Below are 17,621 nucleotides of genomic sequence, written 5' to 3' on the forward strand. Positions count from 1 at the left end.
TCACCGATGGCATCGACTGAACCTAGGGGCACTAAATGTTCATTGTAGACAAGGAGTTGGAAAGGCTTCAGGCAGAGGGCCGTCCGATCCGCGTGGGAATTGTCGGAGCCGGTTTCATGGCCCGAGGCATAGCATTGCAAATGCTTCGATACGTTCCCGGCATGGAACTCGTGGCCATCTCCAACAGGCACGTGGAACGCGCAAGGGACGCTTACGAAGCGGCGGGCCGGGAAGACGTTACCGAAGCCTCCAGTGTCGCCGCGCTGGAGGATATTGTCGGCCGCGGCGGCTGCGCGGTCACAGCCGATCCGATGCATATCTGCGAAGCCGGATGTATAGACGTCGTCGTAGAGGCCACTGGCGCGATCGAGTTTGCCGCCCACGTCGTGATGCGCGCAGTCGGGCACGGTAAACACGTGGTCATGATGAATGCCGAACTTGATGGCACCATCGGGCCCATCCTGAAGGTCTACAGCGATCGGGCCGGCGTCGTCATCACCAACGTGGAGGGCGACCAGCCGGGCGTGATCATGAACCTGTACCGTTGGGTCAAGGGCCTCGGTATACGCCCAGTTCTATGCGGAAACATTAAGGGCCTGCACGATCCCTATCGCAACCCGACGACCCAGGAAGGGTTTGCCAAGCGTTGGGGCATGAAGGCGCCTATGGTCACCTCCTTCGCGGACGGCTCCAAGATTTCATTCGAAAACGCGATCGTCGCCAATGCGACAGGCATGCGCGTTGCCAAACGGGGTATGCATGGTCCGACGGTAGAGGCGGGCACGCCGATCCAGGGGGCTGTCGACTGGTTCCCCCTCGACGACATGATGAACGGGCTTGGGATCGTCGACTACGTCGTCGGCGCGATGCCCAATCCCGGGATTTTTGTGCTGGGCACGACAGGAGACGGCGTCGAGCGGCACTACCTGGAACTGTACAAACTAGGAAAAGGGCCGCTTTATTGCTTCTACTGGCCCTATCATCTCTGCCACTTCGAGGTGCCGAATACGGTCGCGCGGGCGGCCCTGTTCAAGGATGCCGCCATTGCTCCCCTCGGCGAGCCCAGGGTAGAAGTCGTGGCGGCCGCCAAAACGGACCTCAAATCAGGCGCCGTCATCGACGGGATCGGTCATTACATGACTTACGGGCTCGCCGAAAACACCGACACGACCCGACTCGAGCGCCTGCTGCCGTTGGGCTTGGCCGAGGGCTGTCGGTTGAAGCGCGACGTCGCCAAAGATGCAGTGCTCACCTATGACGACGTCGAACTCCCGCGCGGCCGGCTTTGTGACCAATTGCGCTATGAGCAAGATATCCATTTCTTCGGCTCGGCCGTGGCCGAATCGCCGGGCGCCGAAAAGGCGGTGGCCTGACAACATAGGGTATCGGGACCAGCAAGCGCTCTGACCAGAGGCACAAAGGACGATCCGCCGTGAGTTCGATCGACGTTGTCATACCGAACTACAATTATGGGCGATACTTGCGGGAATGCGTGCGGAGCGTGCAGGCGCAGACCGTCGAGAACATGCGCCTTCTCATCATCGACAATGCATCGAGCGACGACAGCGTCGAAATCGCACGATCGCTTGCGGCAGAGGACCCTCGTATCGAGATCGTCGCGCGCAAAGTGAACAAGGGGCTTCACGCATCCTTCAATGAAGGGATCGACTGGGCTTCCGCGGACTACCTGATCATCCTGCATGCCGACGATATGTCCGCGCCCGGCGCACTGAAACGGGCGACGGAGTGCCTTGACCGCGATCCGAACGTTGCGATGACCTGTGGAGAGACCGTGAAATGCGGTGAGGAAATCCGGACTGCCGCTGTTGCGGCGAAATGGCGGATCGAAACGGGGGAAAGTTTCATCGCACAAAGATGTAGAACCGCACACAACACGGTAGCGTGCTGCAGCGTCGTCGTCCGAACCAGTGCTCAAAAAGCAGCCGGCCATTATGACGACCGACTATCGTTCGCCCCTGATCTGGAAATGTGGCTGCGGCTGGCTCGCCTGGGGGATGTCGCGTACACGAGCGCGGTCCAAGGCTTTGTGCGCGTGCACCCGAATAATGCTTCGGCTCACACACGCGAGCGGCTCGCGCCCGAGCTCGAAGCTGTGGAGCTGTCCTTCGAGACGTTCTTCGAGAAGGAAATCGCCCAAGGCAGGGATGTCTCGCATCTCCGCGCGCAGGTGCAAAGAGCACTCGCCGAGCGCGCTTACTGGGCCGCGCTGGCCCATCTCATGCGCAGCAGCTACAGGGGCGGTTGGGAACTGGCGCGCATGGCCGTGACCCGACGCGCAAGCATGCTTCTCATCCCTCCGCTCGGCTATGTCTTGCGTCGAGGTGACGGCATTCGGCGCATCGGCCAAGTCGTCCTGGAAGCGAGGGAACGCCGGTTCGGCGCCCTCTGGCACCGGGCGACCTCCTCCAGCAATGAGGCTTCATGAGGCGCCCTTATGCCGGTCATTAGACCCGAATCCGTAGAAGACCATTACGACCTCGTCATTGGCGGGACCGGCTTCGGCTCAATGTTTTTTCTGCATGGCTTTCGCCGGCGATTTCCGCGGGCGCGTGTGCTCTTGATTGAATGGGGCGGTTTTCATGATCGCGACTGGCAGATCGAGAACCAGCGCAACAGCGGCACCGATGCGGGCCAGACGTTTGTGCAGGACCCGAAGGAAAAGCCTTGGTTCTTCACATTGGGCTTCGGCGGCGGAACGAACTGCTGGTGGGCCAACACGCCGCGCCTGTCGCCCAATGACTTTCGTCTTAAGACGAAGTATGGCGTCGGCGAGGATTGGCCAATCAGCTATGATGACCTCGAGCCCTACTACGTTGCTGCGGAGCAGACAATGCTGGTGGCCGGGCCGAATGACCTGGGCACTCGCTATCCTCGCTCAGCCCCCTATCCTCAGCCGGCGCACAATCTATCGAGCGTCGACAAGATCATGAAGTCGGCGATGCCCGACCATCACTTTGCCGTACCGACGGCTCGCCTGAGGACGGCGGTCGGAGACCGCGGCCCCTGCTGTGACAGCGTCCAGTGCAACCTCTGCCCCGTCGATGCCAAGTTTACCGCGCTCAATAAATTCGGTGAGCACGTGGACTCGCCGAACGTCCACGTCCTGCCGAACGCCCGCGTCCTCGCCGTCGACCTCGAGGGCGGTGTTGCGAAGGGCCTGCGTTACTCGGTCGACGGGCGCGAGGCGGTGGCGAAGGGAGACCTCGTAGCAATCGGGTGCAACGCGATCCATACGCCATTCATCCTGATGCGAAGCGGCATGGTCCATCCCGCACTCGGGAAATACTTGCACGAGAAGCATGTGCTGCAGTTCGAAATCCTGCTCGACGGTGTCGATCATTTTGACGGAGGCATTCCCACCTCGGGACTCAACACGCTCATGGTGGACGGCGAGCATCGGCGGCAAGGCGGAGCGGCTCTCGTTTTCTTCATCAATCACTATTACCGTGACGGCTTACGGACCGAATGGGGCAGATGGCGGCAGACGCTTCCGATCGAAATATTCGTCGAGGACCTGCCGCTCGACACGAATCAGGTCACGAACAACGGCGGGGAGCTGCCCGTCGTGAGCCATCCCGCCCGCTCTTCCTATTGCCAGAACGGGGTGGATCACGTGACTGCGAACTTGTCGAAGCTCCTGGCGCCGCTGCCCGTGGAGCGCATCATTCGCCGCCCGGATCTGCCGACCGGCTTTCATATCCAAGGGACCTGTCGGATGGGCGACGATCCGGCTGCCTCGATCGTGGATGGCAGCCTCGTTCATCACGATGTGCGCAACCTGCTGGTCCTTGGAACGAGTGTATGGCCCAGTTGCGGGACGGCGAACCCCAGCCTGACAGCGGCCGCACTGTCGCTGCGCGCCGCAGAGCTCATCGGAGGCTGACATGAAGTTCAACCTATCGCGGCGCGAAGTGTTGATCGGAGGTGGAGCCGTCGCCGTTATGGGAGCGACTGGTGCAGGCTGGCTCGCTTTGGCTGATCACAAGCAGGCCCTGCTCGCTTACTTTAAGCGCGCGCTCCCCGGTGTGGCGATCGACGAAGAGACGGCGCTGGTGTGCATCGATGAATTCCTTGGCCGGTGGTCGTGGAAGGAAAGGCGTGCCGTCTCGGTTGCGTGGCGAACGTTCGGCGTCGAGACCATGGGGGACATGAGTGAACGGTTTGAGCTCGCCGCCCGCAGGGCCCTCACGATGTATCTGACGGACTCGAATTTCTTCCATGCCTCAGATCCCCACGCCGTAAAAATCGTTTATTCGAGCCGGCCGCCAGGCACGGCGTGCGCCAATCCATTCGCAAATCTTGAGCCGCCGGCCGAAGCGTGATCTCTCGCCCTGACGGCTCACGCCGTCCTAGATCGCATGAAGGTGAACAGTCGTGATGCGTTGTGCATGACGACAGCCTCGATGCCAGCTGGACGGTTACTTGCGATCCACAAGACGAGGAGCGCCACCCCGTATACGCCGACGGCGGCCAATCCCGCGGCAGCGGTAGCAAGCATCAAGAACCACGTCGATTGCTGACTGATGACGAATGGCGCGACGAAATGTAGGAATACGGCCATGGCTGCGCAGGAGACCGCTGGTCGCCATAGCGCCAGGCCTTGCTGCTTAAGCGAGACTCCGATCAGAGATCTGGCGATGAACCCAACCGAGATCAGCACGGCGGCAGTTGCGATACAGCGCGCCGCGAGAGCACCGGTGAGGCCGAACAAAGCCAGCCCAATGATCAGGGCGGGGAGCTTGACAACGAGCTCTGCGATCATTCGAACAGCAACAAAACGTGTCCTGTTTATTGCCATAGCGAGCGGGGGCAGAGCCTCGGTCGGTACGGAAAGAAGATAGGACGACGCAAGCCATTGCAGCATGACGGCGGCTCCGATCCATCTTTCGCCCAGGACCAGCCGAACGAGTGGATCGGAAAGCATAGCCACGCAAACGAGGATCGGCGCTGTCGTCGCAACGAGGGCATTCATTGCCTTGCAATATGCCGGTGCATACTCTGCAGGAGAGTTGATGGTCGCAAAACCGGCCATCAAAGGGCGAGTAAGCGGCTGCACAAGCGCCTGTTGGGGGATACCAGCGAGGTTATCGGCGACAGAGTAGCGCCCGAAGGACGGCAGATCGATGAGCCGGCCCAATAGCAACTTGTCCATCTGCCAATTGACAGCCGAGACCAGCTGGGAAGCGGTGTTCCAGCTGACCATGTCGGAAAATACGGGCCATTGCGATAGCGTCAGCCGAGGCCGCATCGGTGCAAACACGTAGGACATCACCACGGCGACAAACGGAGTGGTGATAATGCCGCCGGCGATCGCCCAGTAGCTCCCCGTCTTAAGAGCGATTGCGGTCGCCACAATGAGCGCGGAACTCTTTCCGATTACGTCCAGCGCGAACTCTCGGCGAAAGTCAAATCTTCTTACGAACACGACCATCCACGGGCTGACCAGGCCGCGCAGGATAGGAGCAGACGTAAGCGCCCATACCAGGACCAAAAGGCGTGGCTCTTGGTAGAAGAGCGATAAGGGTAAGGCAAGCAGACCCAACAGCAGTGCCAGGAGAATTCCCCGCAGCAGCCCGAGCGTGAAGGCGGTAGCAAGGATAGGCTCAGTGAGATCAGGAATTCGCACCATCGCCTGCGCGAGGGGGAGTTCAACCACGACTTCAACGATCAAAATAGTCGCCATCGCCAAGGCAATGAGCCCGAATTCCGACGGGGAAAGCAGATGCGCAAGGATCAAAAGCGAGCAAAGGTCGATTGCGCGGGCGGTCAGCTTGCCCGCGACAACCCAGATGCTTGCCTTAGCGACCAAGCCGGATCGGCTGGCGCTTTCCCCCTTGTGCACGTGGATGTCCTCACCAAACTGAAACCCGCGGGCGGATTAGGCCCCGACTGCCTATAATGTCGGGTGACACTAAGATTCATATTCCTACCTTTGCGGTATAGAGGTGGACCCGCCTGGTGAGACCGTTTGGCGGCTTGGCTAAGGTGGATCTGGTTCGTTTCTATGCCGCCAATCGCTCCGTCATTTGCGCCGTAGCATAGACCTCGTCGGGTGTCCTGCCGCCGAAGGTCGAGTGTGGGCGTCGCCGGTTGTAATAGTCGATCCAGGAACCTATGCCATTGCGGGCTTCGCTTCCCGTCTCGAAGGCATTGAGGAAGACGCACTCGTATTTGAGGCTGCGCCACAGTCGCTCGATGAAGACATTGTCCATCCAGCGGCCGCGCCCGTCCATGGAGATGCCGATACCGGCGTCCTTCAGTGTCGTCGTGAAGGCGAAGCTGGTGAACTGCGAGCCCTGATCGGTATTGAAGATGTCGGGCTTGCCATAGCGGGCGATCGCGTCTTCGAGAGCTGCGACGCAGATGCCGCGCCATCTGGCGCGAGCCATACCACGGCGTCTCCATGAACGCTTCGTCGATGACACGCATCAGTTCGAGGTTCTCGGGCGTCTCACCCGCCGGCTGTCGATAGAACGACGCCCGCGAGATCGAGACCAGTTCGCACTGGCGGCGGATCGAGAGCCGGTTGTGATCGGGATCAATCATCGTTCTCCTCCGATCCAGGCTCAGCGATCGAAGGCTTTGGCCAAAAAATCCCGCTCGACGACGAGTTGGCCGATCTTGGCATGCAGCTTCGTCACCTCGGCTTCCCGGCCGACCTGCGCATCCGCCGCCTTGTCGTCGAAAGCCTTGGCCAGGTTCTCGATGGCCTGCCGTTTCCACTGCGTGATCTGGTTGGGGTGAAGCTGGTGCTTCGTGGCCAGCTCCGAAATCGTCCGCTCGCCGCGGATCGCCTCAAGCGCGACCTTGGCCTTGAACTCGGCCGTGAACCGTCTGCGTGTCTTCATGCTGGATCGTCCTTTTCATCGGGCGATCCACCTTATGCTCCTGTCTCAAGAACCGGCACCACCTCTGTGAGAGGTGGAATGGCATAGGGGCGGCAGGCTGGTCGCCCGGGAGCCGCTGCCTTCGTCTACGCGGCAGGTTTTACGACTGTCTCTCGCAATGTGGCCGTGAGGCTCGCCCAAACGGTGCTTGCGGAGTTGAGGCAGGAGTGAGCTCCTAGCCACCAATTCCAGTGGAACATCGGGGTTGATTGCTACATGGAGACTACCGCTGCCGGGGCGGAAGGAAGTTCAGGCAGCGCCTCGCGTCGACGAGGACAGCATGATGCGCTGCCGCGCCAGCAAGCTGGCCCGCAACGCCTATGCGCGCTGAAGCCTTCGTTGCTGTGCGAACTCGCCGGCGCGCAAGGTGACACGCTCGATCTATGAGCGGCCCGCCCGAAATTGCGGGGATTTCGACGCCGACCCGGCCTAATCCTTTTGGAGGGCGGACAACGATCTATCAGAGAGCTGGTTGCACACTCCGGCTCCTGAATTGCCCAGGTTGTGGAATCGAGAGCAGAGGCAATGTCGAATAGGAATAATGTTTGCACTCTAATCGGAGCAGTCGCGATTTCGGTCTTGGCTTCAAAAGCTTTGGGCGTTATTCCGAAGAACCCCGACCGGGATGGCAGCGTATAGACGCCCGCGCCGATCGCGGGTGCTGGTCTCTCGTGGCTGGGGATCTTTGGCGCCGGCGGCTCTCATCTATAGATCGCCGCCGGTGCGATTGATGTGAGCTTTCCCGGCGCGAAATCTCCGGGTTGTGCGGACGGTTCGAGTGTCGTTATACCGTCACTGGGGGCTCGATCCGAAGATCGCCTTGAACCGGACCTGGAATGTGGCCTTTGCCGGATTAGCCGTAATTGGATTCCTCAACGGATCGGCCCATCGCGTTCTAGCCGCGATGCTTGAAGGTGCGAGTGGCGCGGTACTCGGGACATTTGGCATCAGCGTCATCGTCTGGGCAGCAATCGCATGCGCGACCGCCTTCTTGTGGGCGCCTCCGGGCCCGAGACCTCTCCCTGCGCGACACAAGCGTGGCCTTGGCCGTGTGTCTGCTACTCCTGATACCGGCCGCTCCGCTCAGCTGGATCGGGCTAACCATCTTGGCAATTCACGTTGTGGCCAGTTCCGCACCTGGGTCGCTGCACAGGCGGGGGAGTCATCCTGCTTGCACTGACGGTGCCAAAGTTTTGGAATAGACTCGCACTGTCTCTTTTTGGTGATGTCTTTTTGCGTCTCAACGCCGGCTTGGTCGCCCAGGTTACCGGCGCACCACGCTTCGGCAATTCCATCGCATTCGGCGACGGCTGGGGCTACTACTGGATCGCGCCGGCGTGCTCGTCAATCGCCAACATCTCGCTTGAGTTCCTGACTTAGTGTTGGCTGCAGAAATCCCGAATCGATCCGAAAAGATCAGACTGCGGTACTGTTTTTTGGCTGTATCCGCGGTTGTGGCGATCAACATCGCCCGCATGAGCGTCACGGGCATGTTCCGCGCCCATTTCGACCTTGTCCATAGACCCGCAGGCACCGTCCTGGCCGGTGGCCTAAGCTCGGCTGCCATGATCGGGATGGTGGGGAACTCGGGCAGCACGCGATGCGTAAAGTGACTCTAGTCGAAATCTGTCTAGCCACCGCCCTTGTGCTTACGCTTGCCGTCAAGGTCGCGACCGGATTTACCCGTAAAAATGACATCACCGAGGCCCAGTTGGGAAAGCCAGGCAGGGATTGCGCTTGCCGAGATTGGCTTTGAGGTGGCCGGGTTTCTTCAGGATCGAGACCCTCCATTGCTTTCCGTCCACAAAGCCGGGTGCGTCATACTGATCGCGAATGTCTCTCCAATGGGCTAGAATCGCGATGTCTTATCGAAAATCGTGCGGAGCAACGAGCTACTCTTCTTCGTGTACCAGGGGACAATATTTCAAGTCCAGCCCGTCTGGCGGACCAGCGCCACCTATCATTGGGATCGTCTCAGGAGCTATGTAGGCTTAACAGATCGGGATGAATTGGTGCTGGGGATCATCGCAGCCCGAAGTTGCGGGGCAATGGAGTTGAACTGGTTCATGGTGGACAAGTTGTGAAAGCGCCTGCGCCATGCGGCTGACGGCCGTGATCTGCGCCCCATTGGCAGAGATATGTGCACGATTGACGGCCGCTGCACTGGAGACCTCTCGCCCTTAACAAAAATGCAACCCACTGGGGAAACTTAACATTCAGATTTGTACGATAGCTGCCGGGTCAGCGGGAGCTGGAGAGGCGAGTGCAGATCAGGCTGAATGAACTGGCGGAGCGTAAATGGGTTCGAGCTCTGCTGTTGACGGCAGCCGGCACTATCGGTTGCCTGGCTGTCTCCCTTTTCCTGCAATTCCTGCTGTTCGGCGGTGAAGATGCCGCCACATTTCAGCAGACCTTGCTGATCGCGTTCGTTCTTCCACTCGCAATCAGCACACCGCTGCTTTTTCTGCTTGTGTTGAAGACAATCGAGCTTTCGGCGCTCAAGCAGCAATACGCGCAAGAACGCGCCCAAGATAGCCTCACCTCATGCCTTAACGGACCGCTTTTCTCGGCTATGGTCGACGCCTACCCCACCCTGACGGGTTCGAGATCGGGACGGCAATCCGGATCACTTCTTGTAGTGGACGTCGACCATTTGAGCCGGCTGAACGAGCGCATTGGGCATCGCGCGGGGGATCAGGCGCTGCGAGTCCTTGCCGGGTTAATTCGCGCTTCGGTGAGAAAGGGCGATTTGGTCGGCCGCATCGGAGGCGACGAATTTGCAGTCTTTCTGCCTGGCGCCAGCCGAGAGGATGCCGAGAAAGTCGCGGAACGAATACGACATTCCGCAGCCGAAGTGCGTTTCGAGGCGGGCGGCTCGGATTGGCCGCTCAGCGTCAGTGTGGGGGTTGTTTTATTCGAGGCAGAGATTGAACTGGACGATCTGCTTCGGGCGGCCGGCGAACAAATGCAGGTTGCCAAAAAAGGAGGACGCAACCGTATCGAATACACGCAATTGCGGCGCGGCCCTTCGCCGTCCCGGCCTGCGCTCCACTGAATTGTCCGTCAGCGCAGCGAGCGTGCAAGCAGGCCCATGAATTCATCCTTCTGTGGCGGCGGCAACGGAATATCCGAACCAGAAGAGGTAGACGCCATCCGTTTGCACAAGCTGCCAGTCGTGAGCGAGCCGATTACAATCATATGGTCTCTCGGGCGTTGACCACGGATGTACTGGCAGCGCTTTGGGAGGCTGCGCCCACTCGCTCCTACGGAGGCGACGTGCAACCTACCTAGCCGGCTGAGAATTCGATGGCGGAAGCAGAGATCATTGTACCAGAAACCGGCCGGGACAGACATTCAGTCCGGGTCGCCGCCATGCGGGAACTCTATACAGTCCTCGAAATTCTCAACGCGCCTGACGACCTCTTGGGAATCGTCGGCAGTTGGGTTGATACCATGGATGACGCGGCAGCCCTGCAGAGCCTCCGCGCCGCCTTCGACCAGGGCGGCGGCAGCATAATCGCAAAAGTGATCGGGCAGTTCGAATGATCATACATCGCGAACGTCCTATTGGGAGGAAAATGTCGCGAACCAGATGGAGCCGCTTTTGTGCTGTATCGTACCGGCGTCTAGTCGCAACGGTTGTAGTCGCCAGCCTCGCCACATCACAGATTGACCTCGCTTCTGCGGTGGAGGCCCGGGCATATCCGGTCGAAGCAGGCGATGAGCTTCAGGTCGTTATCTATGGGGACGAGAATACTTCGACGGTGCTGTCCGGTCGTTTCCGCGTCGAACCGGACGGGTCAATTTATTATCCATTGCTCGGAAAGCTGACCGTGGCCGGGTTGAGCCCTGTCAAGATTGCGGAGCTGTTGCAAAACTCGCTGTCGACACAGGTGCGAATAAGCTCTCCTACAGTATCGGTCGCCGAATTCGCGCCGGTGTTCCTGGTGGGGGACGTGGTGAGAACAGGGCCGTTCCAATTCCAGCCGGACATGACGGTTTTTCAACTGGTCCTTCAAGCGGGGGGCATTTTGCAAACGGAAGCATCTGAAAGCGCCAGACTCTCGCTGATGCAGGAGCTGTCTTCGCTCGAGTTGAACAACTATTCGCTCAGGGTGCAGAAGGCACGCCTTCTGGCTGAAATCGAAGGCTCCGATTTCGGCGCCGGCGCGCCCGTGGAGGCGTCGCCTGTAGACGCGTCGCCTGTAGACGCAGCAAGTATCATGTCAGCCGAATCTGCTATTTTTGCCGTGCGTCAGCGCGCGAGAGAATCACGGCGGCGCACCTATGACGCTCAGAGAGAAGGCTACGATCAAGAGATATCCTCGATTGAAAAGAGCATCGTGCTGCACGACGAGGAGGTGCGTCTTCTGGAAGAACAGCTCAGCGTTCAGGAAGGTCTCGCGGAAAGAGGACTAGCGGCGCATTCTGCACGACGAGATGCCCAGCGCCAGCTCGCGGTGACGCGACGCGAAGCGCTCGAGTTCCGAACCGCACTGTTCCGCGCCAGGCAAAACCGGATTGCGGTCGATCAGGCTCTCGCCGAAACGGAGACCCGCATTGACGAAGCGAATGTTGAGAAGTTGCGCGATGTCGAACTGGCATATTATCAAAACGAAATAGCACTTGCCTCGGCGAAGGCCAAATTTGCTCAATTTGATACCGCTCGCAATGCCGTTCAGAATGCCTTGGGCCGTGCTCCTCAATACCGTCTCATACGACTGGTGAATGGCGAATACACCTCCCGCCTTGTCGACGAAGTTACGAAGCTGGAACGGGGAGATATTGTCCGAGTCACCTTTGCCGAAGCGGATATGAAAACCCCAATCGTAGACCAACCTCAGCAAAAGCAGATGACGCAGCCGGAGGGCTGAGAAACAGGATGCACAACGGTTCGCCATGTACTCGTAGCGTTGGCGCGTCCGTTCCGTCCAGAACCGGGTGAGCCGCCATGCTGACCGCCAGTTTCATGCCGGGGCCGGATGCCTCAAACATTCGTCCGATCGTCGCGCAGGCGCTCGGCATCGCGCGGCATCGTGCGTGATCGCAAAGTGTTGCGTGAACCGGCGGCGACGCTGCGGCCGATCGCCGCCCGGCCCTGAAGCGCGCCCGATCCCGCGCTTGTCGCACCGATGATTGCGATCGCGGCCGTTCGCCGCGAGACCGACTAAGGCGCTAGGCCGGACATGTTCCCCTGACCGCGATCCCGCGACCTGAAGGAGCGCTTCCCGCCCAACTCCACTTAAATCCAATATCCTACTGGAACGAGCTGGCTGGCTGGACCGTCTGGGCAGCGTGGTAGCGGACGGTCATTCAAGCCATGAAGTCCTTCCGGTTCAGTTAGACAGCGTCCGCGCTGCGGCCAGGATATCAGTGGCGGAAGGAAATTTGCCTACTCCGGCTAGCCCCTCCGCCGCGCACTCGATATTGGCCCAGCGGACGACGCCGTCCCGATCGATCAAAAATTGGCCCTTGAGCTGCGGCCACTGTCGCTCCATATCGGCTTGGTCCGTCTCGTTCTCCTTGTAACCGTCTAGCCTCCCGACGGCCTCGGCCGCCTGCGAGATCGGCAGCGGTTCTGCCAAAACCCCGTCTGGGTTGATCAGGGTGGTTTCCAACGCCCTCAGGAACTCCGGCGTCAGTGTGGGTTTTGGAACGCCATATGCTTGATGCGTCGAGAGTTCGGGATCCGCCGCCAGACGCAGGCGTGTGGGCCGATATTTGAAATAAAGCTGGGCGTTATCGGGCGGTGTAGCCACAACTCCGAGCGTTTCAACTCCTGCAGACTTAAGCGCAGGCTCCGATGCGGCGATTTGGGCGATTGCGCGGCGGCAGAACGGACACCACAGGCCAATGAACAGTGCAAGAAAGAATGGGGTCCTTCCCCGATAGTCGGCCAAAGATACCGTCCCGCTTCCGTCCACTGCGGGTAGAACAAAATCCGGAGCGGGCTTGCCTGGCGAAACAGGGTGGGAAATCTGGGTGATGTTCACGGGAATGACTCCTCCTAAGCAGCAAAGCACCAACATCCAGCAGCGCCGATCGGCGAATACCCAAATCGGGCGGCTGGCGCTTTTCAGTGGCCCCAAAAGCGCCAGCCCCGCACGATCCACCCCACGGAAGGTATAAAGGGACCATGCGAGCGAATTTTACCTGATTACCGGTCACAAAAACACGATCTCAAGGTTGCTTCTCACGCCGCCACCCTCCGGCCAGGCTGAACAGCCCCTCAGCATCGGCAATTGCCGTTTTGCTCTTCATTAAAATAGCACGCGATCTTCCAAAACGCCTGCAATTCGCCGCGATCTCAGCGTTCCATGACATCGCCCCAATTTTTCGACCGTCTAAAGTAACGACAGGGCGGCTGCTCCGAAGGAGAACCTGATGTCAAAGCTTCCATTGGCCATGGAAATAGCAGACACCGTTTCAGACGCTCAACGGCGAAATTCGTCGCTGGATCTTAAGGCGAAGACTGACCAACTGCTGAGAGATCACCCGGAGGCGGACGCCACTCGATCCGACATCGAAGAGACGTTGCGCAACGAGATGCGGATGCTGGCACACAGATGGGAACCGCCAAGGGCCAGTTGATTCCGGCTAGCGGTTCCATTCAGTCTGCTTCAGGCGGCCCTCGCCATGGCGCCGCAACCATAAAAATGCACCATCTGGTAGCAACCGCCACCAGAACCTAGCGCGTAATCTGGTAGCACCCCTCGGTCTTGGTTGCAGGGACCAATCGAGCTATGCGATGACCACGTCGGTGCAGCGGAACTGTGGCCAGTCGAGGCCTGCGTCCTGCTGTTGGAGATGATCATCAAGTTGGTGCGGCAGGAAGCGGAGGCCTGCTCAAAGGTGGAACACAGGCCATAAGCTGGAACGCGCGCGCGCATATGGTATGGACCCTGTTTGCCGGGTTCCTGGGGTGGATCATATCCGGCCTCGTCTGGCCAGGTTTGCTGCTGCTTACCGTCATCAGACTTGGCGCGCGAGTTGTCGTTCCTCGTAGGCCCGCCCGCGACAGATTTGCTGCACCCCAGCCAGACGCTCACCACACCTGAATAGCAGAGCATTCCGCCGTCTGGGCCACGCTCTAATAGGCACGCTTGTTCCGCCCTCCTAACGACGACGAAGACAAGCTGGCCGCATGGGCTTCGCGCAATCTCAATGCGAAACCCTGACCATCATAGTCGGCGATGCCTCCAGTCTCCCTGACACCCTGATCTCCTAGGAAGCGAGCATTCGCTTTGGCAACTGCGAGGCGGCTTGCAGTTTTTAACTTCGACCCTTTCGGAAAGCGGAGTTTGCCGCCGGAAACATCTTGGATGCCTGGCAGTCGGTGGGGAGGTGCCGCGTCGAGTGCGCCATCCGGACACAAGGTCAGCAATTGGGTTCGACGAAGGACAGGAGAAAAAGGCGGGGACGCTGGGGCTATTGAACGTCCCCGCCGAGCCTCGGCTATAGTTAGGAAAGCCGAACCCGTTGACGCACAGCGTCATCGTACGCCTTGTCGCACAAGTTCAAAAAGCGATCTTCACCCGCGAGGGTGAAACCAAGCGGGCTGCGTTCAGTGGATGATTTTGCCGACCATACGGAGGAGGTCGATCTGTCCGCCGGTCCCGGTTTTCGCGTAGAGGCCCTTCAGCTGCGACCTGATTGTCTCCCTGGAAAGATCGGCCTCGCGTGCGATCTCGTCGACGTTCTTGCCAGCCATGATCCCGGCGAAGGCCCTGGTTTCGGCAGCTGTCAGTTTGTGAACATTCGAGAAATGCACAATGTCGAAGCCGCCGTTCTGACGCCCTGCGCCCCGTTCCATCAGGACGACGATCGTCGGACCCTCGAAGTAGAAAGACAAGCGGTCTTTCATGACTTGGATGAAGGTCAGCTTTACCGTGTCGACGACGCAGCTTACCGACCTTGGTCCCTCATAGGACCTGTCAAGCATCTGGGTAAGGATGTCGTCTGCTTCTTCGGTGCAGAATTTGAGTTTGCCAAGCATGTTGATCCTGGCGCACTTCCCGGCATCGACGACCCTCATCGCCTCTGTAGACACCGATTTGACCAAGCCTCGGTCACCGATGACAGCCATCCCGATATTGACGGCGTCAAACAAGGTGGCGCCGATGTCGGAAATGGACTTTGCGCCCGTGGTCCCCCTGAAATGCCGGAAAGCCCGTCGCAGGTGGGGAGCCAGCTTTGTCAGGACCTCTGCTGCGGGCCGGTTGGCTTCGGGATCGGTCGAAGAGGTCAGCGTGGACAGGAGGAACGAGCGTCCTTCCTCCCTTACAATGGTCACACCGACGGCAGACTCGCCGCCAACCTTCTTAAGGAAGTCGTTGTAAAACTCCGTCTTTACCAGCTTGTCGCGCCTATACATCTGCTCGGCTACGACCCCCACCCCAACTTTCCTGACCGCCGCAGCCGGCATCCAGGGGTTCAGACTGCAATAATAATTTCCGTATTGGGCAACGAGGGAGTGGTCCATACCTCTGGTAAGGTCCCAAGCACCCTTGCCCTTCGTAATGTCGTGATAGAACAATGCGGACTTGCCGTCAGGCAGGTTGAGGCTCAGACGATCGAGAAAATCCTGCCAGGATCCCTCGCCAAATATGGTGGCGTAGATCGCGTCGATCAGCTTGTCTTCGACTGCGACGTGCCTCAAATCCGGTCTCCGGGTGTGAAAGCTGCGACCATCTCCCACCCAGCGCCCATCCGCGCCTCGTCCTCATGTCCAAAGAAACCCGGCAGTGGGGAAAGAATACCGATCTCAGCTCGGATTACAACCGGGGGTATTCAATCTTGGTGCGATTCTCTTTGGTCTGTCGCACCGCAATGTCGGCGAAGGCGGGTCATTCGGCAGAAGCGACAGCAATTCGCGCGGCGGCGCTGCACGCGGCGATAAGCCGCCATCCATCCAGGCAGCAGTACACGTCCGCCAGATATTCGACCGGGCAGCTTTTCAAGAATCGGTCAAGCTCGGCTGTAATTGGAATGTGAAGCGGCGCGCCTGTTTCTGTGCCGTGATGACAAAGGCACCGCCGACGGCATGCCGCCAGCCGAGTTGCGCCGCATCGGACCGGCGGAGGCCGGTGTGCAACAAGATTTCCATTGCGAGCCGCTGCGGCGTCCCGACTTTCCAATGCTTGCGGAAAGCGGCGATGTCTTCCTCGGTCCATGTCCGGTGTCCGTCCGATGAATGGTTGACGCGCTTCGATGTGGCGACCGAGTTGTCAGCGCGCATTCCAGCCGAAACGGCATAGTCCCTGACCGCACAGAGCCGCTTGTGGAAGTTCGAAGCGGCGGTGGGGGTGGACGCCATCTCATCAATAATGGTGTTGACATGCTTCGCCTGCATTCCCGCAATCGGCCCAGATCCATACTTGGTCGCTATAAAGCGGTCGAGCACGCCGCGGTAAACGGCCTGTGTCGTTCCTGCCAACGACTTGAACTCGATGCTGCCCTAGTAGCCATGCACCGCCGCAGCGACCGAACCGGGGGCATGCGGCTGGCCTTGACAGGGGTGTCCTGCATGGCGGCGTGTAAGCCGTCCAGAACTCGGGCGAATAGAGCGGCGTCGGCAATGCAACCTGCGGCGAGCCGGGGCGCCTCAGATAGATGCGCGCTCTGCCATGCCGGTCCAGGTATTCATTTATGTACTTCGGTTTTCTGTGGCGCATTCGCGGTCCCACCAGTCTGAAGCGTTGTCGTTGTCGGCTCGTATTCCGACCACTGCGACTTTGCCGTCGAACAAAGAATCTAAATCGCGGCGGTCATACGGTGCCACGCCGAACATGATCTTGGGAGCTGGAATGTTTCCCGCCGCCCGCTCGCGGTCAAAAGCGACGGAGAGATACCAAGATGCGCGGCCGCGGTCGGGCGCCTAAGCCCGCGCGGCTGGATTATTTGCGGCATGCCCCTTCCCTGTTTTTGATGAACGCCATCCGCAATTTCGGGCAGCATCGATGTATTGTCCGGACCGGCATCACGCCAGTCCAGCGCGGATCGGGCAAGCAGTTGCCCGACTCGTGAAGCCGTGCCACTTTCCGCCTCGCGGCGGAACTTGTGTGCCCGCATCGACTCGTCCGGCGTCCCCAGCTCCCCAGCCCCAACGCCGGACGGGTCTTTTTTGCGCGTGAAATGCCCGGCCGAAGCCGGGCTTTCCTTGAATGCTGGCGGGCGGCGCTTCGGAGCTTGATTACTCCACGCCGGCCCAATTGCGCTCCCTTCACAACGCGGCTAAGTACACCCCGCGAATTGAGAGGGGAAATCCAATGACCGATAAGAACGAACTGCAAATCGAGCTAACTGCCGACGTCGTGGCCGCGTACGTGAGCAACAATCCAATTCCAGTTGGCGAATTGCCTAAACTGATCGCCGACGTCTATGCAGCACTTGGCCAGGTCAATGGCGCTGCTCATGCAGCAGAGACTGTTGAACCGCAGAAGCCCGCTGTGCCGATCAAAAAGTCGGTGAGACCTGATTACATCATCTCGCTAGAAGACGGGCGGAAGTTCAAGTCGCTGAAGCGCCACCTTCAGGCCAGCTATGGCATGACGCCTGACGAATACCGGGCCAAATGGAACCTGCCGAGCGACTATCCCATGGTCGCGCCGAACTATGCCGCCATCCGCTCGGCCATGGCGAAGGAACTGGGCCTTGGCCGGAAGCCGGCCGAGAAGCCCAAGAAGCGCGGGCGGACGAAGGCTTCATAGCGGG

The 17,621-nt window shown here is 59.6% G+C and carries 13 protein-coding genes and 1 pseudogene; 9 read left to right on the top strand and 5 right to left on the bottom strand.

The window, feature by feature from the left end:
• Window positions 1-35 precede the first annotated feature (35 nt).
• The 4 genes from ABVK50_RS32830 to ABVK50_RS32845 all read left to right on the top strand — a co-directional run bounded on the left by ABVK50_RS32830 (window position 36) and on the right by ABVK50_RS32845 (window position 4,343).
• Window positions 36-1,373 carry a Gfo/Idh/MocA family oxidoreductase gene (locus tag ABVK50_RS32830; RefSeq protein ID WP_353646479.1) on the top strand — a complete coding sequence of 446 codons (1,338 nt, stop codon included), beginning with the start codon at window positions 36-38 and terminating at the stop codon, window positions 1,371-1,373.
• 128 nt (window positions 1,374-1,501) lie between these two features.
• Window positions 1,502-2,446, top strand: coding sequence for a glycosyltransferase family 2 protein (locus ABVK50_RS32835; RefSeq protein WP_353647074.1), 945 nt, complete (start codon window positions 1,502-1,504; stop codon window positions 2,444-2,446).
• Between the two features lie 9 nt (window positions 2,447-2,455).
• Entirely contained in the window at window positions 2,456-3,904 is a 1,449-nt protein-coding gene (locus ABVK50_RS32840) for a GMC family oxidoreductase (protein ID WP_353646481.1), read from the top strand.
• Window position 3,905: 1 nt separating this feature from the next.
• A complete protein-coding gene (locus ABVK50_RS32845) occupies window positions 3,906-4,343 on the top strand; it encodes a hypothetical protein (protein WP_353646482.1) in 438 nt (145 codons plus the stop codon).
• A 17-nt stretch (window positions 4,344-4,360) separates the two neighbouring features.
• Here the strand turns inward: ABVK50_RS32845 and ABVK50_RS32850 are convergent, their stop codons facing one another.
• Both ABVK50_RS32850 and ABVK50_RS32855 read right to left on the bottom strand, forming a co-directional pair.
• The gene (locus ABVK50_RS32850) at window positions 4,361-5,863 is read right to left on the bottom strand and encodes an oligosaccharide flippase family protein (RefSeq protein WP_353646483.1); all 1,503 of its coding nucleotides are present in this window, start codon (window positions 5,861-5,863) and stop codon (window positions 4,361-4,363) included.
• Between the two features lie 160 nt (window positions 5,864-6,023).
• Window positions 6,024-6,869: pseudogene (locus ABVK50_RS32855) on the bottom strand (integrase core domain-containing protein).
• A gap of 1,272 nt (window positions 6,870-8,141) precedes the next feature.
• Here ABVK50_RS32855 and ABVK50_RS32860 point away from each other — a divergent pair.
• The 4 genes from ABVK50_RS32860 to ABVK50_RS32875 all read left to right on the top strand — a co-directional run bounded on the left by ABVK50_RS32860 (window position 8,142) and on the right by ABVK50_RS32875 (window position 11,782).
• Complete coding sequence (locus ABVK50_RS32860; protein ID WP_353646484.1) at window positions 8,142-8,288, top strand: hypothetical protein; 147 nt, start codon at window positions 8,142-8,144, stop codon at window positions 8,286-8,288.
• A gap of 883 nt (window positions 8,289-9,171) precedes the next feature.
• On the top strand, window positions 9,172-9,963 hold the full coding sequence (locus ABVK50_RS32865; protein ID WP_353646485.1) for a GGDEF domain-containing protein: 792 nt from the start codon (window positions 9,172-9,174) through the stop codon (window positions 9,961-9,963).
• 251 nt (window positions 9,964-10,214) lie between these two features.
• Window positions 10,215-10,454: a hypothetical protein gene (locus ABVK50_RS32870; protein WP_353646486.1), complete on the top strand. Its 240-nt coding sequence runs from the start codon at window positions 10,215-10,217 to the stop codon at window positions 10,452-10,454.
• Window positions 10,451-11,782, top strand: a complete 1,332-nt coding sequence (locus ABVK50_RS32875; protein WP_353646487.1) for a polysaccharide biosynthesis/export family protein — start codon at window positions 10,451-10,453, stop codon at window positions 11,780-11,782. Before ABVK50_RS32870 ends, ABVK50_RS32875 begins: the two co-directional genes overlap by 4 nt.
• A gap of 462 nt (window positions 11,783-12,244) precedes the next feature.
• Here ABVK50_RS32875 and ABVK50_RS32880 read toward each other — a convergent pair whose 3' ends face one another.
• The 3 genes from ABVK50_RS32880 to ABVK50_RS32890 form a co-directional block, all read right to left on the bottom strand.
• A complete protein-coding gene (locus ABVK50_RS32880; RefSeq protein WP_353646488.1) occupies window positions 12,245-12,901 on the bottom strand; it encodes a redoxin domain-containing protein in 657 nt (218 codons plus the stop codon).
• Window positions 12,902-14,472: 1,571 nt separating this feature from the next.
• Window positions 14,473-15,303, bottom strand: a complete 831-nt coding sequence (locus ABVK50_RS32885; protein ID WP_353646489.1) for a LuxR C-terminal-related transcriptional regulator — start codon at window positions 15,301-15,303, stop codon at window positions 14,473-14,475.
• A gap of 561 nt (window positions 15,304-15,864) precedes the next feature.
• Window positions 15,865-16,344 (bottom strand): hypothetical protein, encoded by a 480-nt coding sequence (locus tag ABVK50_RS32890; protein ID WP_353646490.1) that lies wholly within the window; start codon window positions 16,342-16,344, stop codon window positions 15,865-15,867.
• A gap of 832 nt (window positions 16,345-17,176) precedes the next feature.
• On the opposite strand from ABVK50_RS32890, the gene ABVK50_RS32895 reads away from it, so the two are divergent.
• The gene (locus ABVK50_RS32895; RefSeq protein WP_353646914.1) at window positions 17,177-17,617 is read left to right on the top strand and encodes a MucR family transcriptional regulator; all 441 of its coding nucleotides are present in this window, start codon (window positions 17,177-17,179) and stop codon (window positions 17,615-17,617) included.
• Window positions 17,618-17,621: the final 4 nt, after the last annotated feature.

This window comes from Mesorhizobium sp. WSM2240, assembly GCF_040438645.1.
Classification (GTDB): Bacteria; Pseudomonadota; Alphaproteobacteria; order Rhizobiales; family Rhizobiaceae; genus Allomesorhizobium.

What these genes read in the sequence shown, in the direction of transcription:
- ABVK50_RS32830 (WP_353646479.1), top strand. Translation starts at nt 36, where the DNA reads ATGTTCATTGTAGACAAGGAGTTGGAAAGGCTTCAGGCAGAGGGCCGT.
- ABVK50_RS32870 (WP_353646486.1), top strand. Translation starts at nt 10,215, where the DNA reads ATGGCGGAAGCAGAGATCATTGTACCAGAAACCGGCCGGGACAGACAT.
- ABVK50_RS32840 (WP_353646481.1), top strand. Translation starts at nt 2,456, where the DNA reads ATGCCGGTCATTAGACCCGAATCCGTAGAAGACCATTACGACCTCGTC.
- ABVK50_RS32845 (WP_353646482.1), top strand. Translation starts at nt 3,906, where the DNA reads ATGAAGTTCAACCTATCGCGGCGCGAAGTGTTGATCGGAGGTGGAGCC.
- ABVK50_RS32895 (WP_353646914.1), top strand. Translation starts at nt 17,177, where the DNA reads ATGACCGATAAGAACGAACTGCAAATCGAGCTAACTGCCGACGTCGTG.
- ABVK50_RS32875 (WP_353646487.1), top strand. Translation starts at nt 10,451, where the DNA reads ATGATCATACATCGCGAACGTCCTATTGGGAGGAAAATGTCGCGAACC.